General features: G+C 75.1%; 20 protein-coding genes. 11 read left to right on the top strand and 9 right to left on the bottom strand.

The window, feature by feature from the left end:
* Positions 1-4 precede the first annotated feature (4 nt).
* Both ACFW6A_RS06705 and ACFW6A_RS06700 read right to left on the bottom strand, forming a co-directional pair.
* A complete protein-coding gene (locus ACFW6A_RS06705; RefSeq protein ID WP_351843631.1) occupies positions 5-1,225 on the bottom strand; it encodes an acetyl-CoA C-acetyltransferase in 1,221 nt (406 codons plus the stop codon).
* Between the two features lie 111 nt (positions 1,226-1,336).
* The gene (locus tag ACFW6A_RS06700; protein ID WP_351843704.1) at positions 1,337-2,410 is read right to left on the bottom strand and encodes an SGNH/GDSL hydrolase family protein; all 1,074 of its coding nucleotides are present in this window, start codon (positions 2,408-2,410) and stop codon (positions 1,337-1,339) included.
* A 122-nt stretch (positions 2,411-2,532) separates the two neighbouring features.
* Between ACFW6A_RS06700 and ACFW6A_RS06695 the strand changes: the two genes are divergently transcribed.
* Positions 2,533-3,915 (top strand): cystathionine beta-synthase, encoded by a 1,383-nt coding sequence (locus ACFW6A_RS06695; protein ID WP_351843634.1) that lies wholly within the window; start codon positions 2,533-2,535, stop codon positions 3,913-3,915.
* A 256-nt stretch (positions 3,916-4,171) separates the two neighbouring features.
* Here ACFW6A_RS06695 and ACFW6A_RS06690 read toward each other — a convergent pair whose 3' ends face one another.
* A complete protein-coding gene (locus ACFW6A_RS06690; protein WP_386639155.1) occupies positions 4,172-4,930 on the bottom strand; it encodes a DUF4232 domain-containing protein in 759 nt (252 codons plus the stop codon).
* Between the two features lie 238 nt (positions 4,931-5,168).
* On the opposite strand from ACFW6A_RS06690, the gene ACFW6A_RS06685 reads away from it, so the two are divergent.
* Positions 5,169-6,017, top strand: a complete 849-nt coding sequence (locus ACFW6A_RS06685) for a MurR/RpiR family transcriptional regulator (RefSeq protein ID WP_351843638.1) — start codon at positions 5,169-5,171, stop codon at positions 6,015-6,017.
* A 26-nt stretch (positions 6,018-6,043) separates the two neighbouring features.
* Here ACFW6A_RS06685 and ACFW6A_RS06680 read toward each other — a convergent pair whose 3' ends face one another.
* The 6 genes from ACFW6A_RS06680 to ACFW6A_RS06655 all read right to left on the bottom strand — a co-directional run bounded on the left by ACFW6A_RS06680 (position 6,044) and on the right by ACFW6A_RS06655 (position 10,217).
* Positions 6,044-6,415, bottom strand: a complete 372-nt coding sequence (locus ACFW6A_RS06680; RefSeq protein WP_351843640.1) for a hypothetical protein — start codon at positions 6,413-6,415, stop codon at positions 6,044-6,046.
* A gap of 52 nt (positions 6,416-6,467) precedes the next feature.
* On the bottom strand, positions 6,468-6,860 hold the full coding sequence (locus ACFW6A_RS06675) for a roadblock/LC7 domain-containing protein (RefSeq protein WP_351843643.1): 393 nt from the start codon (positions 6,858-6,860) through the stop codon (positions 6,468-6,470).
* A gap of 41 nt (positions 6,861-6,901) precedes the next feature.
* A complete protein-coding gene (locus ACFW6A_RS06670; protein ID WP_351843645.1) occupies positions 6,902-7,669 on the bottom strand; it encodes a transcriptional regulator in 768 nt (255 codons plus the stop codon).
* A gap of 4 nt (positions 7,670-7,673) precedes the next feature.
* Complete coding sequence (locus tag ACFW6A_RS06665; protein ID WP_351843647.1) at positions 7,674-8,081, bottom strand: hypothetical protein; 408 nt, start codon at positions 8,079-8,081, stop codon at positions 7,674-7,676.
* Positions 8,082-8,232: 151 nt separating this feature from the next.
* The gene (locus ACFW6A_RS06660; RefSeq protein ID WP_351843649.1) at positions 8,233-8,697 is read right to left on the bottom strand and encodes an SRPBCC family protein; all 465 of its coding nucleotides are present in this window, start codon (positions 8,695-8,697) and stop codon (positions 8,233-8,235) included.
* 32 nt (positions 8,698-8,729) lie between these two features.
* Positions 8,730-10,217 (bottom strand): diaminopimelate decarboxylase, encoded by a 1,488-nt coding sequence (locus ACFW6A_RS06655; RefSeq protein ID WP_351843651.1) that lies wholly within the window; start codon positions 10,215-10,217, stop codon positions 8,730-8,732.
* Between the two features lie 292 nt (positions 10,218-10,509).
* On the opposite strand from ACFW6A_RS06655, the gene hutU reads away from it, so the two are divergent.
* The 9 genes from hutU to ACFW6A_RS06610 all read left to right on the top strand — a co-directional run bounded on the left by hutU (position 10,510) and on the right by ACFW6A_RS06610 (position 22,272).
* Positions 10,510-12,189, top strand: coding sequence for a urocanate hydratase (hutU, locus tag ACFW6A_RS06650; protein ID WP_351843653.1), 1,680 nt, complete (start codon positions 10,510-10,512; stop codon positions 12,187-12,189).
* 17 nt (positions 12,190-12,206) lie between these two features.
* A complete protein-coding gene (locus ACFW6A_RS06645; protein WP_351843706.1) occupies positions 12,207-13,397 on the top strand; it encodes an allantoate amidohydrolase in 1,191 nt (396 codons plus the stop codon).
* Positions 13,388-14,731, top strand: coding sequence for a formimidoylglutamate deiminase (locus ACFW6A_RS06640; protein ID WP_351843655.1), 1,344 nt, complete (start codon positions 13,388-13,390; stop codon positions 14,729-14,731). The genes ACFW6A_RS06645 and ACFW6A_RS06640 overlap by 10 nt, the downstream gene beginning before the upstream one ends.
* A gap of 97 nt (positions 14,732-14,828) precedes the next feature.
* Positions 14,829-15,998 carry an imidazolonepropionase gene (gene hutI, locus ACFW6A_RS06635; RefSeq protein ID WP_351843657.1) on the top strand — a complete coding sequence of 390 codons (1,170 nt, stop codon included), beginning with the start codon at positions 14,829-14,831 and terminating at the stop codon, positions 15,996-15,998.
* An 84-nt stretch (positions 15,999-16,082) separates the two neighbouring features.
* The gene (locus ACFW6A_RS06630; protein WP_351843659.1) at positions 16,083-16,829 is read left to right on the top strand and encodes a hypothetical protein; all 747 of its coding nucleotides are present in this window, start codon (positions 16,083-16,085) and stop codon (positions 16,827-16,829) included.
* A 214-nt stretch (positions 16,830-17,043) separates the two neighbouring features.
* Positions 17,044-18,171, top strand: a complete 1,128-nt coding sequence (locus ACFW6A_RS06625; RefSeq protein WP_351843661.1) for a GNAT family N-acetyltransferase — start codon at positions 17,044-17,046, stop codon at positions 18,169-18,171.
* Between the two features lie 14 nt (positions 18,172-18,185).
* Positions 18,186-19,439 carry a glycosyltransferase gene (locus ACFW6A_RS06620; protein WP_351843709.1) on the top strand — a complete coding sequence of 418 codons (1,254 nt, stop codon included), beginning with the start codon at positions 18,186-18,188 and terminating at the stop codon, positions 19,437-19,439.
* Positions 19,436-20,227 (top strand): polysaccharide deacetylase family protein, encoded by a 792-nt coding sequence (locus ACFW6A_RS06615; RefSeq protein ID WP_351843664.1) that lies wholly within the window; start codon positions 19,436-19,438, stop codon positions 20,225-20,227. Before ACFW6A_RS06620 ends, ACFW6A_RS06615 begins: the two co-directional genes overlap by 4 nt.
* Before the next feature lie 122 nt (positions 20,228-20,349).
* Positions 20,350-22,272, top strand: coding sequence for a hypothetical protein (locus tag ACFW6A_RS06610; RefSeq protein WP_351843665.1), 1,923 nt, complete (start codon positions 20,350-20,352; stop codon positions 22,270-22,272).
* The last annotated feature ends 31 nt before the right edge of the window (positions 22,273-22,303 follow it).

Raw genomic sequence — 22,303 nt, 5'->3', positions numbered from 1 at the left:
CGGCTCAGCTCAGCCGCTCGATGACCATCGCCATGCCCTGGCCGCCGCCGACGCACATGGTCTCCAGGCCGAACTGCTTGTCGTGGAACTGGAGGCTGTTGATCAGGGTGCCGGTGATGCGGGCGCCCGTCATGCCGAAGGGGTGGCCGACGGCGATGGCGCCGCCGTTGACGTTCACCTTGTCCAGGTCCAGGCCCAGGTCCTGGTAGGACGGGATGACCTGGGCGGCGAAGGCCTCGTTGATCTCGGCGAGGTCGATGTCGCCGATGGTCAGGCCGGCGCGCTTGAGGGCCTGCTTCGACGCCTCGACCGGGCCCAGGCCCATGATCTCGGGGGAGAGGCCGGAGACGCCGGTGGAGACGATCCGGGCCAGCGGGGTCAGGCCCAGCTCGCGCGCCTTGGTGTCCGACATGATGACGAGCGCGGCGGCGCCGTCGTTCAGCGGGCAGCAGTTGCCGGCGGTGACCAGGCCGTCGGGGCGGAAGACCGGCTTGAGGCCGGAGACGCCCTCCAGGGTGACGCCGGCGCGCGGGCCGTCGTCGGTGGAGACGACGGTGCCGTCCGGGGTCGTCACCGGGGTGATCTCGCGCTCCCAGAAGCCGTTCTTGATGGCCTGCTCGGCGAGGTTCTGCGAGCGGACGCCGAACTCGTCCATCTCCCGGCGGCTGATGCCCTTCAGCCGGGCGAGGTTCTCCGCGGTCTGGCCCATGGCGATGTACGCGTCGGGGACGAGGCCGTCCTCGCGCGGGTCGTGCCAGGAGGAGCCCTCGGACGCGGCGACCTCGGCGGTGCGGGCCTCGGCCTCGGCGAAGAACGGGTTGTGCGTGTCCGGCAGCGAGTCCGAGTTGCCCTTCACGAAGGAGGACACCATCTCGACGCCCGCCGAGATGAAGACGTCGCCCTCGCCCGCCTTGATCGCGTGCAGCGCCATCCGGGAGGTCTGGAGCGAGGAGGAGCAGTAGCGGGTGATCGTGCAGCCCGGCAGGTGGTCCATGCCCATCTGCACGGCCACGATGCGGCCCAGGTTGTTGCCCTGCTCGCCGCCCGGGAGGCCGCAGCCCAGCATCAGGTCGTCGATGTCGCGCGGGTCCAGCTCGGGGACCTTGGCGAGCGCGGCCTGGATGATCGTGGCCGTGAGGTCGTCGGGGCGCAGGTCCTTCAGGGAGCCCTTGAAGGCCCGGCCGATGGGGGAACGGGCGGTCGAGACGATCACGGCTTCGGGCATCACGGCTCCAGGGGGCTGGTGGCGGTCGGACTCCAAGGGAAGTTACCTGCACGTACCGCGCGGGGTCACCGGAAGCGGCATGTGACGAGGGCCTCTTTTCTAAGCGCTTGCTCAGGTGCGCGGGGAGTCCTGGGGCAGCGGCTCCCCCCGCCCCTCCCGTACGTCCCCGGCCGCCCCGCTCCCCGCCGCGTCCCCCGCCTCCGCTGCGGCCCCCGCCTCCGCCGCCTCCGTCAGGCGCCGCCGGCGCCGGTGCTTCAGGAGCGCCCACGGCGCCCGGGCCCCGGTCACCTCCGTACCGGCCTGCTTCGCCGCCTCGGCCGCCGCCTTGGCCACCGGCAGCATGCCCTCGCGGCGCTCCGGCTCCGGGCGGTCCGGTTCCGGCCACACGCCGAGCGAGGCGCACAGGGTCGGCAGCACGGCCATCGCGGCCGTCGCGTACCCCTCCGCCGACGGGTGGAAGAGGTCCACCCCGAACATCTCCCGCGGGTTCGCCGCGAACTCGGGCCCCAGCAGGTCGCCCAGCGACACCGTCCGGCCGCCCTGCTCCACCACCACGATGGTCTGCGCCGCCGCCAGCTGCCGGGAGGCCCGGCGGGCCAGCCAGCGCAGCGGCTGGTAGACCGGCTCGATGGTGCCCAGATCCGGGCAGGTGCCGACGACCACCTCCGCCCCGGCCGTCCGCAGCCGCCGCACCGCCGCCGCCAGGAGCCGCACCGACTCCGTCGCCGGCATCCGGTGCGTCACGTCGTTCGCCCCGATCATGATCACGCAGACGTCCGGAGGGCCCAGCGGCTGCGCGAGCAGCAGCGACACCTGCCGCTCCAGGTCGTCCGAGCGGGCCCCCGACAGCGCCACGTTCCTGAGCGTCACCGGGCGCTCCGCGACCGCCGCGAGCCCCGAGGCGAGCAGCGCGCCCGGCGTCTGGCCCGCCCGGCGCACCCCCTGGCCGGCGGCCGTGGAATCACCCAGAAGGGCCAGTCGCAGCGGGTCCTCCGTGCCGAAGCCCCTGCCGTACAGACCGTCCACCGCCGGCGGCAGGGGAGCCGTCCCCGTGCCCACCGTCCGCTTCGCGAGCTGCGCCTCCGCGAGCAGCACCCCGACCGCGGCCACACCGATCAGACCGATGCTCCCGCCGCCGTACGCCGCTCCCGCCGCGATCCGGCGTGCCACCCTCGCCCTGGACATCGGGGGCGTCACCTCCTTCGAGCCGTACAGGTCCTTCAAGCCGTTCAGGGTCTAACTGCCCCGAAAGGCGTCCCGACTACGCATACGCTGGCCACACCATTACGGAGACCCCGGAGAACACGGTGCAATTCCACGACTCGATGATCAGCCTCGTCGGCAACACCCCGCTGGTGAAGCTCAACAACGTGACGGCCGGCATTCAGGCCACCGTCCTCGCCAAGGTGGAGTACTTCAACCCCGGCGGGTCGGTCAAGGACCGCATCGCCCTGCGCATGATCGAGGCCGCCGAGCAGAGCGGCGAGCTGAAGCCCGGCGGCACCATCGTCGAGCCCACGTCCGGGAACACCGGCGTCGGCCTGGCGATCGTGGCCCAGCAGAAGGGCTACAAGTGCATCTTCGTCTGCCCGGACAAGGTGTCCCTCGACAAGATCAACGTGCTGCGGGCCTACGGTGCCGAGGTCGTCGTCTGCCCCACCGCCGTCGACCCGGAGCACCCGGACTCGTACTACAACGTCTCGGACCGCCTCGTCCGCGAGACGCCCGGTGCCTGGAAGCCCGACCAGTACTCCAACCCGAACAACCCGCGCTCGCACTACGAGACCACCGGTCCCGAGCTGTGGGAGCAGACGGAGGGGAGGATCACCCACTTCGTCGCGGGCGTCGGCACCGGCGGCACCATCTCCGGCACCGGCAACTACCTGAAGGAGGCCAGCGGCGGCAAGGTGAAGGTCATCGGCGCCGACCCGGAGGGCTCCGTCTACTCCGGCGGCTCCGGCCGCCCGTACCTGGTCGAGGGCGTCGGCGAGGACTTCTGGCCCACCGCCTACGACCGGAACGTCACCGACCGGATCGTCGCGGTCTCCGACAAGGACTCCTTCCAGATGACCCGCCGCCTCGCCAAGGAGGAGGGCCTCCTGGTCGGCGGCTCCTGCGGCATGGCCGTGGTCGCCGCCCTTGAGGTCGCCAGGGAGCTCGGCCCCGACGACGTCGTCGTGGTCCTGCTGCCGGACTCCGGCCGCGGCTACATGTCGAAGATCTTCAACGACGAGTGGATGGCCGACTACGGCTTCCTGGAGGACACCTCCACCGCCACCGTGGCCGACGTGCTGCGCCACAAGGAGGGCGTCATGCCCTCGCTCGTCCACATGCACCCGGACGAGACCGTCGGTCAGGCCATCGAGGTGCTGCGCGAGTACGGCGTCTCCCAGATGCCCATCGTGAAGCCCGGCGCCGGCCACCCCGACGTGATGGCCGCCGAGGTCGTCGGCTCGGTCGTCGAGCGGGAGCTCCTGGACCACCTCTTCACGAAGAAGGCCTCCCTGGAGGACCCGCTGGAGGGGCACATGTCCGCCCCGCTGCCGCAGGTCGGCTCGGGCGAGCCGGTCGCCGACCTGATGGCGGTCCTCGGGGACGCCGACGCCGCGATCGTCCTCGTGGAGGGCAAGCCCACCGGCGTCGTCAGCCGCCAGGACCTGCTGGCCTTCCTGGCCAACGGCGGCAGGTGACGCCCCGCCGGGGGCGTTCGCGCAAACGGTACGAGCGCGTCACGTCCGCGCAGCACCCGCTTAACACGCCTCCGGCAGAGTGTTCCCCGTCGGCGTCACGGAACCTCCGGAGCGGCTCCCGGACCTCCTGACGACGCCGCGGACGCGGAGACCGGCCCTGACCCGGGCCCGTGTCCCCCGCGGGGACCGCCGTCGTCCCGCCCCCCAGCGATGGGGGTGCGGCGGTCCCCGCGTCAGTCCTTTCCGGCCCCCCGCGTCAGAGCTGGGTGATCGGGCGCATCGCCAGGCCCTCGGTGCCGGCCCAGCCGTTGACGCGCGCCGCGTCGTCGACCGAGACGGTGTCCAGGCCGTCGGGCAGGTCGAAGACGAGCGTGCCGCTCAGTTCGGTGCCCTCGCCGGCGACCAGGGTGGCGGTGAAGCGGTCGGACTGGTCGTACTCCGCCTCGCCGCCCTCGTCGTTCCCGAAGACGTACAGGCCGGCGTAGGCCTTGCCGCCGCCCTCGACGACGACGGGCTCGCTGTCCGGCTCGCCGAGCGTCTCCACGATCGGGGCGGAGTTCCCTGCGGTGAGGCGGAGGATCGGCGCGTCGTTGAGGACGCACGGCGTCTTCGAGCCGTTGGTGACCGTCAGCAGGAAGTGGCGGGGGGTCTCCCCGGCCGGGTCCTGGAGCTCGACCGCGGTGGTGAGCCCGTCGGCCTCGCAGTCCTCGTACCGCGTGCCGTTGCCGCCGCCGGTCTCGCCGCTGTCGCCCTCGCCCGCGGCCGTCGGGCTGCCGCTTCCGGTGCCGGTCCCCGCGTCGTTCGAGGGCGAGGCGGTCTCCGGCGCGCTCCCGCCGGCCGACGCGGAGCCCGAGGGGGCGGCGGCCGGCGGGGCGGTGAGGTCCGGGTCGGTGGCGGCCGGCTCGTCGTTCCGGCACGCGGTGGTCGTCAGCAGCGCCGCGGCCACGGCCGCGCCCAGGACGACGCCGCGCAGGCGCCGCCGCCGTGAACCGGCTCCGGACGTCGTGGAGTTCATGTCGTTTCCTCTTCCCCCGTGACCGGCCCGGAGCCGGTCGTCATGTCTGCGACACGGCTATTCTTGCCACCCGGTGCCGCCGGTTCACCGGCGTCCGGCCTTTGTTACAGCTCTCGCACGAACCGGATGTCCGGGCGTGACCACGGTCGCCGGGGCCGCCGCTCCCGTCCCGCTCCCCGCCGCCTCTGCATATCCTTATGCAGACGGGGTCAGGGATGAATGGACGAAGGGGGACGGCATGAGCGACAGCCCGGCCGGGCGGCTCCAGGCGCTCTTCGAGGGGCACCGGCTCACGCCCACGCAGCGGCGGATCGCCCACTGCATGGTCCGGCGCGCCGCCGACGCGCCCTTCCTCTCCAGCGTCGAGCTCGCCGAGCTGGCCGGCGTCAGCCAGCCCTCCGTGACCCGCTTCGCGGTCGCCCTCGGCTTCGACGGCTATCCGGCGCTCCGCCGCCACCTGCGGGAGGTCGCGCCCCCCGAGCGGTCCGCGGCGGCGTCCGGGGAGGACGCGGGGCACAACGAGTACCAGCAGGCCGTCCTCGCCGAGATCGAGAACCTGCGGCACCTGGCCGGGCTGCTCGCCGACCCCGCGCCCGTGGAGCGCGCCGGGCGGCTGCTCGCCGGCTCCCGCCCGCTGCTCGTCCTCGGCCTGCGGGCCGCCTCCTCGCAGGCCCGCGGCTTCGCCTACTTCGCCGCCAAGGTGCACCCGGACGTCCGGCTGCTCGACGAGGGCGGCTCGATGCTCACCGACCGGATCGACGCGGCCGTACGGGCCGGGGCCGGCGCGCTGCTCTGCTTCGCGCTGCCCCGGCACCCGCGCGAGGTCGTGGAGGCGCTGGAGTACGCGCGGGCGGCCGGGCTCACGGTGGTGACCGTGGCGGAGTCCGCCTTCGCCCCCGTCGCCGCCCACTCCGACCTGCTCATCCCGGCCGCCGTCGGCACCGGTCTGGCCTTCGACACCGCCTGCGCGCCGATGCTCCTCGGCCGGGTCCTCCTGGAGGCCATGGCGGACGAGCTGCCGGACGCGCAGGCGCGTCTGGAGCAGTTCGACGCGAAGGCGGCGGAGCGGGGACTCTTCGTGGAGTGACCCGGGCCGGGGAGGCCCGGTGCGGGTCAGATGTCCAGTTCGCTCTCGATCTTCTTCAGCTGGTGGCGGGCCATCGCCAGGTTGGCCCGGTCCTTGGACAGGGCCAGGTAGAGGAACAGGCCGTTGCTGCCGCGTGACTTGAGCAGCCGGATGAGGTGGTACTGGGTGCCGAGGGTGATCAGGATGTCCTCGATCTCCTCCTGGATGCCCAGCATCTCCATCGTCCGGACCTTGGCCCGGACCACGTCGGTGTTGCCCGCGGCGGCCACGGTCAGGTCGAGCTCCTTGCCGCCGCCGATGGTGCCGAGCGCCATGCCGCTGGTGTAGTCGACGAGGGCCGCGCCGATCGCACCCTCGATCGCGGCCGCTTCCTTGAGGGAGGTCTCGGTGTTCGCCATGGTGTCGCTTCCTTCTGGTCGGTTCGGTTTCTCCGAGTGAGGGGTGGCTGGGTCAGTGGGGGTCGCGGCGCTCCAGCGCGCCGTCGACCAGTTCGCCGATGCGGACGCTGGAGCGGCGGGCCTCCAGGTGGAGCCGGCCCACGTTGATGCGGGGTTCGGCGAGGAGGGTGAGGACGGCGGAGCCGCCGGCCGCGTAGGTGGCCACGTAGCCGGTCTCGCCGCGGACGAGGAGTTCGCGGAAGCCGCCCTGGCCGGTGGACTCGGTCAGCCGCCGGCCGACGCCGAGGGCGGCGGCGGTCAGCGCGGCCACGCTCTCCGCGGCGCCGTCCACGGTGTCGTGGGCGAGCACGAGGCCGTCGGCGCTGGCCGCGAGGGCTCCGGTGAGCTGGGGCAGCCGGGCGCGCAGGCGTCTGAGCTCGCCGAGCACCTCGGCTTCGGCTGTCATCAACTGTCTCCTCTCGGCGCGCAGGCGCAGAGCACGCCTCATCACAGGTGTGCCTCCAGGGCGTCACGGAGCCGGCGCAGCAGGGCGATGTCGGGGTCGGCCACCGGCAGGGCCGGCGGGAAGACCGGGGAGGGCGGTGCGGGGGTGGCGTCGGGGGCCGCGTCGAGCGGGGTCTCGACGAGTCCGGCGGCGGCGAGCCTGCGGACGTCGAGGAGGGTGTGGAAGGCGGGGCGGCCGAGGAGCCTGGCCAGCTCGGCGGGGGTGCGGACCCCGTCGGCGGCGGCGAGCAGGGCGCGGCGGCGGGCGCCGACGCTCTGGCCGGGGGCGGCCGGGCGGGGCACGACGGGGGCGGTGTCGACGGAGGCGTACGGCCAGACGGCGTCGAGGAGTTCGCGGCGGCGCAGGGTCTCGCGCTCGACGGCCTCGGCGGAGACCGGGCGGACCGTGCCGAACCAGTGGCCGACGCCGTACCGGAAGCGGGTGGGGCCGCTGGTGGGGGAGAGGGCGAAGAAGGCGGCGTCGAAGACGGCGCCGAGGTGGCAGATCTCCAGCTCGCCGTCGCGCAGCCGGCCGCTGTCGACGAGGAAGCGGCCGACCGCGCGGTGGGCGCCGGCCCGGTCGACGGCCTCGTCCCAGCCCTCGCGGGGCAGCCGGCCGGCGGTGGTGAGCAGGACGTCCATGCCGGGGGAGGCGGGGCTCTCGGCGTGCACGACCCGGCCGTCGACGAGGTAGAGGGTGCCGTGGTCGCGCAGCAGGGCGCCGGTGGCCCGCTCCGCGGCGAGCCGGACGAGCATGGGGGAGACGCTCATCCGCTCATCCCAGGACCAGGCGCTCGGCGAGGTCGCCGAGGCGGATGCGGGCGAGGGCGAGGTTGCCGGTGTCGCGGTCGAGCCAGAGGTGGAGGAAGACGCTGCTGTCGAAGGAGGTCCGGACGAAGCGGAGGACGTGGTAGCCGGCCCGGGTGGTGACGATCAGGTCCTCGACCGGTGGCACGCTCTCGGGGCCGTCCGCCTCCGCGCCCTCGGCCGCGGCGGTGAAGGAGTCGAACTCGGCGGCGGCGCGGGCTAGTTCGGCGGTCTCGGCGGCGGTCGTCTCGTGGTCGCCGACCGGCGACTCGCCCGCGGTCCCGAGCGCGAGGCCGCTGTTCCAGTCGACCAGGGAGGCACCGCGAGCACCCGGCAGGGTCATGGCCTCCATGAGGCACTCGTCGATTCCGGGCACGCGGGTTCCCCTCCCGATACGGCGTGCGAGCAACGGCAGTGACGGTGACGTTACTGAACGGCGCGCTCCAGGGAGGGAGTTCTGGCATTTTCCATCGGAACATGCCCACGGGCGGCCGGAATCGGATAGAGAGGCGTCCGGCGGACGCCGGTCAGTAGCGGCTCTCGACCGCCCGCGCGATGTCGTCCAGGTCCTTCGCGAGCGCCCTGGAGACGGCCTTCGCGCCCAGGCGGGCGAGGAGCCGGGCCACCGGGTTGGGCCGGCGCCCGTGCGCGGGCCGGGCGGAGAAGGCCATCCGCAGCACGCTGCCCTCGGGCCCGTCGGGGCGCAGCGAGAGCTCGGAGACGTAGTCCATGCCGTGCGAGCCGGCGACCGTCACGTACCGGTCGGGCGGCTCGCACTCGGTGACGGTCATCTCCTCCGTGGCCTCCTTGCCCAGCATCCTCCGGGTCTCCCGCCAGCGGGTGCCCACGCCGAAGCCGCCCTCGGTGAGCACCTCGACCCGCTGGACGCCGGACAGCACCCGGGGCAGGTCCGGCAGGTCGGTGATCGACTCCCAGACGCGGCCGGGCGAGGCGGCGACCCGGCGCTCGACGACGACGGTGGTGGTGGTCATGGCTCCATCGAAGGGGCTGTCCCGGCCCGCCGCTACCGGACGAGCGCGTCGGCGTGCGCGCCGCCGGCCTCGGCGACGATCTCCTCCGGGGTCTGTCCGGGGCGGACGGTCGCGAAGGAGACCGTGCCGTCGTCGGCGACGGTGAAGCCGTGCACGGCGGGGCGGGGCAGGCTGTTGTAGGCGTAGTGGTGGGCGAAGGCGTACGCGCCGGTGTCCGGGACCGCGATCACGTCGCCCGGGTGGAGCAGCGGCAGCGCGCGGCCGGTGGCGAGCAGGTCGCCGGCGAAGCAGGCGGGGCCCGCCACGTCCTGGACGGTGACCCCGCCGGCGCGGGGGCGGCCCTCGGAGTCGTACGCGAGGATCCGCAGCGGCCAGGCCTCGGGGGCGTAGACGGTGCGGGTGGCGAGCTGCACGCCGGCGTGGGTGACGGCGATGCGGCGGCCGCCGGAGGTCTTGGTGTACTCGACGCGGGCGAGGACCGTGCCGTGCTTGGCCAGCAGGGAGCGTCCGAACTCGGTGACCAGGCGGTAGCGGCCGTCGAGGAGGCCGGGGACGGTGTCGGCGAGCAGCCGGGCGTAGTCCGCGTAGGAGGGGGTCTCCTCCTCGGAGGAGAAGTTCACCGGGAGGCCGCCGCCGATGTCGAGGGTGTCGACCTGCCGGCGGCCCGCCTTGGCGTTGATCTCCTCGGCCAGTTCGTACGCGGCCCTCACGCCTTCCGCCATCAGGGTGAGCGGCACGCCCTGGGAGCCGGTGTGGGTGTGCAGCCGGGTGAGCCGGGGGCGGTCCAGGTACGCCTGGACGACGGCCTCGCGGGCGCCCTCGTCGCGGAGCGCGACGCCGAACTTGGAGCTGGCGGTGGCCGTCGAGAGGGCGCCGATGGTCCCGGCGCCGACCTGCGGGTTGACCCGGAGCCCGAGCGGCGAGGCGGTGGGCGCGGAGGCGACCAGGGCGTCGATCCGGGCCAGCTCCTGGAGGTTGTCGGCGTTGACCGCGATCCCGAGGGCGAGGGCCTCGCGCAGCTCGGCGGGCGTCTTGGCGGGCGAGTCGAGGACCGTGCGGGACGGGGGCAGGCCGGCGGCGCGGGCGAGGGCCAGCTCGCCGGGGCTGGCCACCTCGGCGCCGATCCCGGCGTCGGCGAGGAGCCGCAGCACGGGCACGAGCGGACACGCCTTCACGGCGAAGGCGTGCAGCACCTCGGCCCGGGTGACGGCGGCGAAGGCGCGGGTCAGGGCGGCGGCGGAGGCGCGGATGCCGGCGGTGTCGAGGAGGGCGACGACGGGGGGCCCGGGGGTGCCGAGGGGCCGGGCGGGGGCGGTGGTGCCGGTGGGGCCGGTGGTGCTGGTGCTGCTGGCGGGCCCGGTGGTGCCAGAGGTGCGGGCGGGACCGGGCGTCCCGGCGGGCCCGGGCGTTTCGGCGGGATCGGGGGCCCCCGGGGCTCCCGCGGTTTCGGGGGCTCCTGCGGCGAGGAGGCCCTGGGCGACGGCGGCTCGGACGGCGAGGTCACGGCGGTAGGAGGCCATGGGCCCCATCCTGGCGGGGCGGGCGCGGGGCGTCACGGGGGCGTGCGCGGGCGGATGCGGGGGCGCGACGCGGGCGCGGTGGTGCCCGGAGGGGGCGCTCGGCCCGGGGTTCGCGCGGGCTTCCGTCCGGGGTTCGCCCGGGGTCCGCCCCGGTCCCGGCGGCGGGCGGGCGGGGCGCGGGGCGGCGGGTGCGCGGGGCCGTCCGCCGGGGGCGGGGGCCGCGCCCTGTTGACTACAAGTATTCAGCAAGTCAGGATGTGAATATCTGAACGACATTCGAGGAGGCACCGCCATGTCAGGACCCCGCCCCGTGCGAGCGGCCCGCGGTACGGAACTGAGCGCCCTGGGATGGCAGCAGGAGGCCGCCCTCCGGATGCTCCAGAACAACCTGGACCCCGAGGTCGCCGAACACCCCGACAAGCTCGTCGTCTACGGCGGCACCGGCAAGGCCGCCCGCGACTGGCGCTCCTTCGACGCCATGGTCCGCACCCTGCGCACCCTCAAGCAGGACGAGACGATGCTCGTCCAGTCCGGCCGCCCCGTCGGCGTCATGCAGACCCACGAGTGGGCCCCCCGCGTCCTCCTCGCCAACTCCAACCTGGTCGGCGACTGGGCGAACTGGGAGGAGTTCCGCCGCCTGGAGCAGCTGGGCCTCACCATGTACGGCCAGATGACGGCCGGCTCCTGGATCTACATCGGCACCCAGGGCATCCTCCAGGGCACGTACGAGACCTTCGCCGCCGTCGCCGCGAAGAGGTTCGGCGGCACCCTCGCGGGCACCATCACCCTCACCGCCGGCCTCGGCGGCATGGGCGGCGCCCAGCCCCTCGCCGTGACGATGAACGACGGCGTCGCGATCTGCATCGACGTCGACCCGCGCGCCATCGAGCGCCGCATCGAGCACCGCTACCTGGACGTCAAGGCCGACGACCCGGCCCACGCCCTCCGGCTGGCCGTCGAGGCCCGCGACGCCCGCCGCCCGCTCTCCATCGGCCTCCTCGGCAACGCCGCCGAGCTGCTCCCGCAGCTGCTCGCCGAGGGCGCCCCCGTCGACATCGTGACCGACCAGACCTCGGCCCACGACCCGCTCTCCTACCTTCCCGTCGGCGTCGCCTTCGAGGACATGGCCGACGCGGCCGCCAAGGACCCGGCCGGCTTCACCACCCGCGCCCGCGAGTCGATGGCCAAGCACGTCGAGGCCATGGTCGGCTTCATGGACGCCGGCGCCGAGGTCTTCGACTACGGCAACTCCATCCGCGGCGAGGCCCAGCTGGCCGGCTACGACCGCGCGTTCGCCTTCCCCGGCTTCGTCCCGGCGTACATCCGCCCCCTCTTCTGCGAGGGCAAGGGCCCGTTCCGCTGGGCCGCCCTCTCCGGTGAGGCCTCGGACATCCACAAGACGGACAAGGCGATCCTCGACCTCTTCCCCGAGAACGAGTCCCTGCACCGCTGGATCAAGATGGCCGGCGAGCGCGTCCACTTCCAGGGCCTCCCGGCCCGCATCTGCTGGCTCGGCCAGGGCGAGCGCGACAAGGCCGGCGCCATGTTCAACGACATGGTCGCCGACGGCACCCTCGCCGCCCCGCTCGCGATCGGCCGCGACCACCTCGACTGCGGCTCGGTGGCCTCCCCGTACCGCGAGACCGAGGCCATGCTCGACGGCTCCGACGCCATCGCCGACTGGCCGCTGCTCAACGCCATGGTGAACGTCGCCTCCGGCGCCTCCTGGGTCTCCCTCCACCACGGCGGCGGCGTCGGCATGGGCCGCTCGATCCACGCCGGCCAGGTCTCCGTCGCCGACGGCACGAAGCTCGCCGGCGAGAAGATCCGCCGCGTGCTCACCAACGACCCCGGCATGGGCGTCATCCGCCACGTCGACGCCGGCTACGACATCGCCGAGCGGGTCGCAGACGAGAAGGGCGTCCGCGTCCCGATGCGCGAGGGCGGCGACGCGGACGGTGCCTCCGCGTGAGCGAGACCTTCCACGCCATGTGGCGGTCGCTGCGGCCCCTCGGCCGCAGCGCCGCCACCGGCGGCTACCGCCGCTACGCCTGGACCGGGGCCGACGCCGACTGCCGGCTCTGGTTCCGGATGCAGGCCGAGGCCCGCCGCCTGGACGTCGAGACCGACCGCAACGGCAACCAGTGGGCCTGGCTCGGCGACCCGACGGCCGGAGACGCCGTCGTCACCGGCTCCCACCTGGACTCCGTCCCCGACGGCGGCGCCTTCGACGGCCCCCTCGGCGTCGTCTCCGCCTTCGCCGCCCTCGACGAACTCCGCGCCCGCGGCGCCTCGTTCCGGCGGCCCCTCGCCCTCGTCAACTTCGGCGACGAGGAGGGCGCCCGCTTCGGCCTCGCCTGCGTCGGCTCCCGCCTCACCGCCGGCCGGCTGACCAAGGAGCAGGCGTACGAGCTCCGCGACGCCGACGGCGTCAGCCTGCCGCAGGCCATGGAGGCCGCCGGACACGACCCCGAGGCCATCGGGCCGGACCCCGAGCGGCTGGCCCGGATCGGCGCCTTCGTCGAGCTCCACGTCGAGCAGGGCCGCGCCCTCGACCTCTCCGGCGACGCCGTCGGCATCGCCTCCGCCATCTGGCCGCACGGCCGCTGGCGGTACGACTTCGCCGGCGAGGCCAACCACGCGGGCACCACCCGGCTCGTGGACCGCCGCGACCCCATGCTGACGTACGCCGAGACCGTCCTCGCCGCCCGCCGCGAGGCCGAACTCGCGGGCGCCGTCGCCACCTTCGGCAAGATCGCGGTCGAGCCGAACGGCGTCAACGCCATCCCGTCGCTGGTCCGCGGCTGGCTCGACGCCCGCGCCGCCGACCAGGGCTCCCTGGACGCCGTCACCGCCGGCGTCGAGGCCGCCGCCCGGGCGTACGCCGACCGGCACGGCATCGACCTCGCCGTCGTCCAGGAGTCGTACACCCCGGTCGTGGACTTCTCGCACGCCCTGCGCGACGAGCTGAGCCGCGTCCTCGGCGAGAAGACCCCCGTCCTCGGCACCGGCGCCGGACACGACGCGGGCATCCTGTCCGAGTCGATCCCGACCGCCATGCTGTTCGTACGGAACCCCACCGGCGTCTCGCACTCCCCGGCCGAGTTCGCGGCCGAGGACGACTGCGTGGCCGGGGTCCGCGCACTCGCCGACGTACTGGAGGAGCTGGCGTGCCGCTGACGACGACGTACTGGCTGGAGCACGCCTGGCTCGGCACCCACGCCGAGCCGGGCGTCGCCCTGGACGTGGACTCCGACGGCCGCGTCGCCGCCGTCCGCACCGGCGCGGACGCCCCGCCGCCCGGCGCGACCGTCCTGCGCGGCTTCACCGTCCCGGGCCTCGCCAACGCCCACAGCCACGCCTTCCACCGGGCCCTGCGCGGCACCGTCCAGGTCGGCTCCGGGACCTTCTGGACCTGGCGCGAGGTCATGTACGGCGTCGCCCAGCGGCTCACCCCGGACCGCTACTTCGCGCTCGCCCGGGCCGTCTACGCCGAGATGGCGCTGGCCGGCATCACCGCCGTCGGCGAGTTCCACTACCTCCACCACGCCCCCGGCGGCACCCCCTACGACGACCCCAACGCCATGGGCGAGGCCCTGATCGCGGCGGCGCGGGAGGCGGGCATCCGCATCACGCTCCTCGACACCGCCTACCTCTCCGCCGGCTTCGGCGCCGCCCCCGAGCACCACCAGCTCCGCTTCTCCGACGGCACGGCCGAGAAGTGGGCCGAGCGGGCGAGCGCCCTCAAGGACCGGGACGGCGTACGGATCGGGGCGGCGATCCACTCCGTCCGGGCCGTCCCCGCCGACCAGCTGTCCACGGTGGCCCGCTGGGCCGAGGAACGCCGGGCCCCCCTCCACGTCCACCTCTCCGAGCAGACCGCCGAGAACGAGGCCTGCCAGGCCGCCCACGGCACCACCCCGACCCGGCTCCTCGCCGACCACGGCGTCCTCGGCCCGCGCACCACCGGCGTCCACAACACCCACATGACCGACGCCGACATCGCGCTCGTCGGCTCCACCTCCACCGGCACCTGCATGTGCCCCACCACCGAACGCGACCTCGCCGACGGCATCGGCCCCGCCGTCGCCCTCCAGAAGGCCGGCTCCCCGCTCTCCCTCGGCAGCGACAGCCACGCGGTCGTCGACCTCCTGGAGGAGGCCCGCGCCATGGAGCTGAACGAGCGGCTGCGCACCCACGTCCGGGGCCACTGGACCGCCGCCGCGCTGCTCCGCGCCGCCTCCGCCGACGGCCACGCGGCCCTCGGCTGGGCCGACGCGGGCGCCCTGGAGACCGGTGCCCTCGCCGACTTCACCACGATCGCCCTCGACTCGGTCCGCACGGCCGGCCCGGTCCCGCGCCTCGCCCCGGAGACGGCCGTCTTCGCGGCGACCGCGGCGGACGTCCGGCACGTGGTCGTCGGCGGCCGGCCCGTCGTCCGCGACGGCGTCCACGTCTCCGTACCGGACACGGCGACCGCCCTGACGGACGCGATCGCCGCCCTCAGAAGCTGACCGCAGGGTCGTGGGCAGGCGTCCCGCAGGGCGGGACGGGCGGTGGGCACGACCCGACCGCCGGCCCGCACCCGAACCGCCCCACCGGAGCACACCCATGACGACGACGCTGATCACGAACATCGCGACCCTGGTCACGAACGACCCCGCCCTCGGCGAAGGCCCCCTCGGCCTCGTCGAGCACGCCGCCCTCGTCCTGGACGGCGAAACCGTCGCCTGGGCGGGCCCGGCGGCGCAGGCCCCCGCGGCCGACCACCACGTCGACGCCGGGGGCCGCGCGGTCCTCCCCGGCTTCGTCGACTCCCACTCGCACCTCGTCTTCGCGGGCGACCGCACCGCCGAGTTCAACGCCCGCATGTCCGGCCGGCCCTACGAGGCGGGCGGCATCCGCACCACGGTCGCCGCCACCCGCGCCGCCACCGACGCCGAACTCTCCGCCAACGTCGCCCGCTTCATGCGCGAGGCGCTCCGCCAGGGCACCACCACCTTCGAGACCAAGTCCGGCTACGGCCTGACCGTCGAGGACGAGGCCCGCGCCCTGCGCATCGCCGCCGAGCACACCGACGAGGTGACCTACCTCGGCGCCCACATCGTCTCCCCGGACCACGCCGACGACCCGGCGGCCTACGTCGACCTGGTCACCGGCCCGATGCTGGACGCCTGCGCCCCGTACGCCCGCTGGGTGGACGTCTTCTGCGAGAAGGGCGCCTTCGACGGCGACCAGGCCCGCGCGATCCTCACCGCCGGCAAGGCGAAGGGCCTCCTGCCGAGGATCCACGCCAACCAGCTCTCGTACGGCCCCGGCGTGCAGCTCGCGGTGGAGCTGGACGCGGCGAGCGCCGACCACTGCACCCACCTCACCGACGCCGACGTCGACGCCCTGGCCTCCGGGAACACGGTCGCCACCCTCCTGCCGGGCGCCGAGTTCTCCACCCGCGCGCAGTGGCCGGACGCCCGCCGCCTCCTCGACGCCGGCGTGACGGTGGCGCTCTCCACGGACTGCAACCCGGGCTCCTCCTTCACCTCCTCCGTGCCCTTCTGCGTCGCCCTCGCCGTCCGCGACATGGGCATGACCCCCGACGAGGCCGTCTGGTCCGCGACGGCGGGCGGCGCGGCGGCCCTCCGCCGCACCGACGTCGGCCGCCTGGCCCCCGGCGCCCGCGCGGACCTCGCGGTCCTGGACGCCCCGTCCCACGTGCACCTCGCCTACCGGCCGGGCGTGCCGCTGGTGGCGGAGGTCTGGCGCAGGGGCGTGCGCGTCGTGTGACGCACCGGCGACTGAGTGGTGCGCACGGGGCGTTGAGTAGCCGTACTCAGGTGGGCGGTCCGGGCCCGCCCGCATGATTCCGGCATGCCCACTTCGAAGCGCCTCCTCCGGTCCCTCGCCCTCACCGCCGCCGCCCTCGGCGCGCTGACCCTCACCGCCTGCGGCACGCAGAACGCCGGCGCCGCGCGCGGCGCCGCCGAGCCCGCCGCCGCGGCGGCCGTCACCGCGAGCCCGTCCCCGCGGATGCTCTCCGGCAAGGAGCTGGAGAGACACCCCGACCCGGTGGTGCGGGCCGAGGCGCTCGCCGTCCGTCTCGCGAACACCTGCGCCCCGGGCACGGCGATGGAGCTGCCCCCGCTGCCGGAGGTCGCGAACGTCGCGGAGACGGTGCCGGGGACGCCCCCGGCCGCCGAGCCGCCGACCCCCGCCGAGCCCCCGGCCTCCGCCGGCGTGCCCGCCGACCTCCCCCCGGACCTGCCGCCGCCCGGGCCCGAGGCCCCCGTCTCGCTCGACGAGGTGCCGCTGACCGACGTCGACCGGTGCGTCGCGGACGCGCACGCCGACCGCATCCGCGCGGCCTTCGCCACCGCCCCGGCCGGCGAGGCCGCGCTGCGCAAGACGCTGACCGGCCTCGACTACCTGCCGGAGACCGTCCACCGGATGCCCGGCGACGCCCTCACCGTCCGGATCGACCTCCGCGAGCTCTCCCCGGGCGACTCCCTGGCCCTGGAGGTCACCGCCACCGGCACCGGCGTCCGCGTCGACGCCTTCGGCGCCCCCACGGCGGACACCCCGGAGATCACCGAGATCCGCCGCGAGCAGGACGCCTGACCGTCACCCGGCCGGCGACCCCACCGACTCCTCCGCCGCGCCGGGCGCGCCGGCCTCCGCCGAACGCCCCCGACCCACAAGCCTCTTGTGCGCCGAAGCTCCCCTCCGTGATCGAAAGGGCGAGTATGCCTGCCGGGGAGGGGTTCGGACCGGTAGCGTCCTGTCCCGGCAAGTGCTCGGGGGATGACCGGGGAACGACCGGGGGGTCGGCTAGGTGAGTGCGTGGCGGGTGCGGGTCGTGCGGCCGGGGGAGCTGGGCGAGCGCGAGATCGAGGCGTGGCGGGAGCTGAGGGCCAAGTCCGGGGCGCCCGCGAACCCGTTCATGGAGCCCGAGTTCACCCTCGCCGTCGGAGCCGTGCGGCCCCGCTCCCGGGTCGCCGTGTGGTGGGAGGACGGCGAACCGGTCGGCTTCTTCCCTTACGAGAAGGGCCCGTTGGGGCGCGGCCGGGCCATCGGCTTCGGCGTCTCCGACAGCCAGGGCGGGATCTTCCGCCCCGGACTGCGGCCCGGACCCCAGGCGCTGCTGCGGGCCTGCGGGCTGGTCTTCTGGGAGTACGACAACCTGGAGGCCGGGCAGCCCGTCTTCGAGGGCGCCGCCGACGAGTCCTTCGCCTCGCCCGTCATCGACGTCGGCGAGGGGTACGCGGCGTACGAGGCGCTGCTGCGTGTCCAGTCGCCCAAGTTCCTGAGGACCACCCTCGCCAAGGAGCGGAAGCTGGCCCGGCAGGCCGACGGCGCGCTCCGCTTCGTCTTCGACGAGCGCGACCCGGCCGCCCTGCGCACCCTCATGGAGTGGAAGTCCGCGCAGTACCGCAGGACCGGCCGCGGCGACCGCTTCGCCCAGGAGTGGATCAGCACCCTGGTCCGCCACCTCCACGCCCGGCGCGCGCCCGGCTGCTCCGGCGTCCTGTCCGTGCTGTACGCCGGGGACCGCCCGGTCGCCGCCCACTTCGGGCTGCGCTCGGCGACCGTGCTGTCCTGCTGGTTCCCCGCCTACGACCCCGCGTACGCCAAGTACTCCCCGGGCCTCGTCCTCCACCTGCGGATGGCCGAGGGCGCGGCCGAGGCGGGCATCGGGATGCTCGACCTCGGGCGGGGCGCCGCCGAGTACAAGGACTCCCTCAAGACCGGCGAACTCACCGTGTACGAGGGGGCCGTCACCCGCCGCGACCCGCGCGCCGCCCTGCACCGGCTGCGCCGCGAGCCCGTCCGCGCGGCCCACGCCTACGTCCGCGCCCGCCCCGCCGTCGCGGCCCGCGCCCGCCGGGCCCTGAACACCGTCGCCGCCCTGCGCGGCGACCGCCGGCACGTGAGCGCGACGCCCCCGGGAGAAACCCGTTGAACCAGCAGTCACCGATGGCCGTGGCGGAACTGGACCTCGACGCGTCCGGCGCCCCCGTGGCGTTCCGCCCCGCCCCCGGCGCCCCCGCGCCCGTCCCCGGCGCCGTCTACGCCCTCGTCCGGGTGGACGGCCGCCCCGCCGCCACCGTCCTGGGCCGCTACGAGGACGGCGAGGACCCGGCGGAGGTGCTGGCCGCGCTCGCGGCGAAGCGCCTGCCGGAGCACGCCGCCCCCCGGTCCGACGCCGAACGGCTCGCGGCGGCGGAACCGGAACCGCCGCGCCCCGCGCCCCCCGCCTCCGTCGTCGTCGCCACCCGCGAGCGCCCCGACTCCCTCGCCCGCGCGCTCGACTCCCTCCTCGCCCAGGACCACCCCGACCACGAACTGATCGTCGTCGACAACGCGCCCCGCACCACCGCCACCCACGACCTGGTCACCCGGAAGTACCCCGGCCGGGTCCGCTACGTCCGCGAGGACCGCCCCGGGCTCGCCGCCGCCCACAACGCCGGGGTCGCCGCCGCCGGCGGCGAGGTCCTCGCCTTCACCGACGACGACGTGATCGCCGACCCGCGCTGGCTCAGCGCCCTCGCCGCGCCCTTCGCCGCCGATCCCGGGCTCGGCTGCGTCACCGGCCTGATCCTGCCCGCCCGGCTCACCACCCCCGCGCAGGTCCTCCTCGAATCCCACGGCGGCTTCGCCAAGGGCTTCGCGCCCCGCCTGTACGACCCGGCCCGGCCGCCCGCCGACGAACCCCTCTTCCCCTTCACCGCCGGCAGCTTCGGCTCCGGCGCCAACATGGCCTTCCGGGCCTCCGCGCTCCGCCGCGCGGGCGGCTTCGACCCGGCCACCGGCACCGGGACGGCCGCGCGCGGCGGCGACGACCTGTACGCCTTCGTCGCCGTCCTCGCCGCCGGGCACCGGCTCCGCTACACCCCCGACGCCCTCGTCTGGCACCACCACCGCGAGACCTGGCGGGACCTGGAGAACCAGGCGTACGGCTACGGCGCCGGCCTCACCGCGTACCTCACGGCCACGCTGCTCCGCCGCCCCGCCCTGCTGCCCGCCCTCCTCGCCCGCCTCCCGCGCGGCCTCGCCCACGCCCGGACGATGACCGCCCGGCGCGGCGCGAGCGGCGACGGCGTCCCCGGCGCGCACGGCACGCACCACCACGCGTGGCCCGCCGCCCTCTCCCGCCTGGAGCGGCGCGGCATGCTCTACGGCCCGGTCGGCTACCTCAGGGCGCGCCTCTCCCCGGGGGCCTCCCGATGACCCGCGTCCCCGTCCTCCTCTACCACCCCGTGATGGACGACCCGCCCGCCTGGATCGCCGAATTCGCCGTCACGCCAAGGCAGTTCGCCGCCCACCTGGACGTGATCGCCGACAGCGGCCGCACCCCGCTCACCGTCGGCGCGCTCGTCGGACACCTCACCGCCGGCACCCCGCTGCCGCCCCGGCCCGTCGTCCTCACCTTCGACGACGGCTTCGCCGACCTCCCCGGCCCCACCGCGGAGGCGCTCGCCGCCCGCTCCCTGCCCGCCACCGCCTACCTCACCACCGGCGCCCTCGCCCCCGGCCGGCCGTGCCTCCTGCCGCCCGCGCCGATGATGCCCCTGGCGCTGGCCCCCCGCCTGGAGGAGTACGGGATGGAGGTCGGCGCCCACACCCTCAGCCACCCCCAGCTCGACACCCTCCGCCCCGCCGCGCTCCGCCGCGAACTCGCCGAACCCAAGGCCGAGCTGGAGGACGTCCTCGGCCACGAGGTCCGGCACCTCGCCTACCCGCACGGCTACAACAGCCCCGCCGTCCGCCGCGCCGCCCGGGCCGCCGGCTACGCCTCCGCCGTCGCCGTCCGCCACGCCCTCAGCTCCGCGTCCGACGAACCCTTCCGGATCGCCCGCCTCATCGTCCGCCGCACCCACACCACCGCCGACGTCGAGGCGTGGATGGACGGCCGGGGCGCCCGCGTCGCCCCGTACCCCGACTCGCTGCCGACCGTCGGCTGGCGGCTCTACCGCAGGGCCAGGGCCCTGGCGAGGGGACCGGAGTTCGCGGGCTGAGCACCGCCGGACCGCCGGCACGAACGACAGGACGCCCGCCCGGTACGGGAGTTGTGCACCGGGACGGAACCGAAGTACGTTCCCTTGCCTTGCCGCAGGGGACAGTGGGGGGAGAACGCGCCGTGCAGCACCACCAGGGGCCGGGAACCGCGACCGACGGGGCCGTGCCGCCCCAGCCCTCCGCCCCGCCCGACGAGCCCGCCGGCCCCACGCGGCCGGCCGCACCGCCCCCGCCCACCCCCGCGTCCCGGGGCCTCGCCCGCCTCCGCGGCCCGGCCGCCCTCTCCCTCGCCCCGCTGCTCGTCGGGGCGGCGCTCTGGCTCTGGTCGCTGTCCCGCATCGACTTCCGCCACATCGACGAGTTCGGCCTCCTGGACCGCTTCCCGGTCTCCTTCTACGGCTCCCTCGCCGTCCTCACCCTCGGCTTCGTCCTCACCCTCCGCCGGGCCGGCACCGCCCCCGCCTGGCCCGCCGTCTACAGCGTGGCCATGCTCTTCGCCCTCAAGGCACCGCCCGCGCTCCTCTACGACACCGTCCGCTACGCCTGGGCGTCCAAGCACGACGCGATCATCAGCCGGCTCCTCACCGAGGGCACCGTCCACCCCGGCACCGAACTCGCCAACGGCATGGCCGCCTACGACCAGTGGCCCGGCTTCTTCGCCCTCGACGCCGCCCTCGTCCGGGCCTTCGGCGTGGACGCCGCCGCCTCCTTCATCAACTGGGCGCCGGTCGTCCTCGGGCTGCTCACCCTGCCGCTGCTCCTCCTCGTCTACCGGACCTTCAGCGACGACTGGCGGCTCGTCTGGACCGCCGTCTGGATCTTCCAGCTCGCGAACTGGGTCGGCCAGGACTACCTCTCCCCGCAGGGCTTCTCCTACCTGCTGTACCTCACCGTCCTCGCCGTCGTCCTCCGCCACTTCGTGCGCCCCGGCGCGGCGGGCCCGCTGCGCGACCGCGCCCTCCTCGACCCGGCCGCGGCCGCCGTCCCGCCCTCCACCACCCCCCGGCAGCGGGCGGTCGCCGTCCTCCTCCTGGTCCCGGTCGTCGCCGCCGTCAACGCCGCCCACCAGCTCACCCCGCTGATGCTCTGCCTGACCCTGGCGGCGCTCTGCCTCACCCGCCGCTACCGGAACCTCGGCCTGCTCGCGGTCTGCGCCGCCCTCATGCTCGCCTGGTACCTGACCATGGGCCGGGAGCTCTTCCTCACCACCCTCTCCACCCTCCGGGACAAGCTCGGCGACCTGCTCGCCAACTCCCGCCCCGGCTTCGCCGGCGACCCCACGGGCCCCGGGCCCGAACTCGTCGGCAGCGCCAACGTCCTGATGGTCCTCTCGCTCGGCGGGCTCGCCGCCGCCGCCGTCCTGCTCCGCCGCCGGCTGGCCCGCAGCGCCCTGCCGCTGATCCTCGCCGCCGCCGCGCCCGCCCCGCTGGTCGCCGTCAACGACTACGGCGGCGAGATGATCTTCCGGGTCTACCTCTTCGGCCTGCCCGGCTCCGCCTTCTTCGCCGCCGCCGCCCTCGTCCCCGCCGCCGGGGCCGCGAGCCGGGCCGCGCTCACCGCCCGCCGGACCGCCGTCGTCGCCCTGCCGCTCGCCCTGACCGCCATGCTGGCCGGCTTCCTGCCCTCGTACTACGGCAAGGAGGGCATGCACTACGTCCAGCCCGGCGAGGTCGCGCTCACCCGCCGCGCCTACGACCGGGCCCCCGAAGGGGCGTTGATCCTCGCGGCGACCAGCGCCTTCACCGACTCGTACTACCGCTACGACCGGTACGAGCGCTGGTTCTTCACCGAGCAGGAGCTCGACGAGAACCTGCGGATGCTCAAGGACCCGGCCGGCTACCTCGCCGGCGGCATCCCCGCCGGGCGGCCCGCCTACGTGATCCTCACCCCCACCCAGGCCGAGGCCGTCATCGGCGAGGGCTACCTCCCGCCGGGCGGCTTCGACACGGTGACCGCCGCCCTGCGGAGATCCCCGCTCTTCGCGGTGGTCGAGGACGGCCGGTTCGGGACCGTGCTGCGCTACCGGCCCACCACCACCGGCTGAGCCCCGCCCCGGGGCCGCCCGCGCCCCGCCG

Origin of the sequence: Streptomyces sp. NPDC058758 (assembly GCF_042746075.1) — a bacterium.
In the GTDB taxonomy this organism is placed as follows: domain Bacteria; phylum Actinomycetota; class Actinomycetes; order Streptomycetales; family Streptomycetaceae; genus Streptomyces.
Note: the sequence above shows the minus strand (reverse complement) of the source record. Positions and strands in the feature narration are given on the sequence as shown.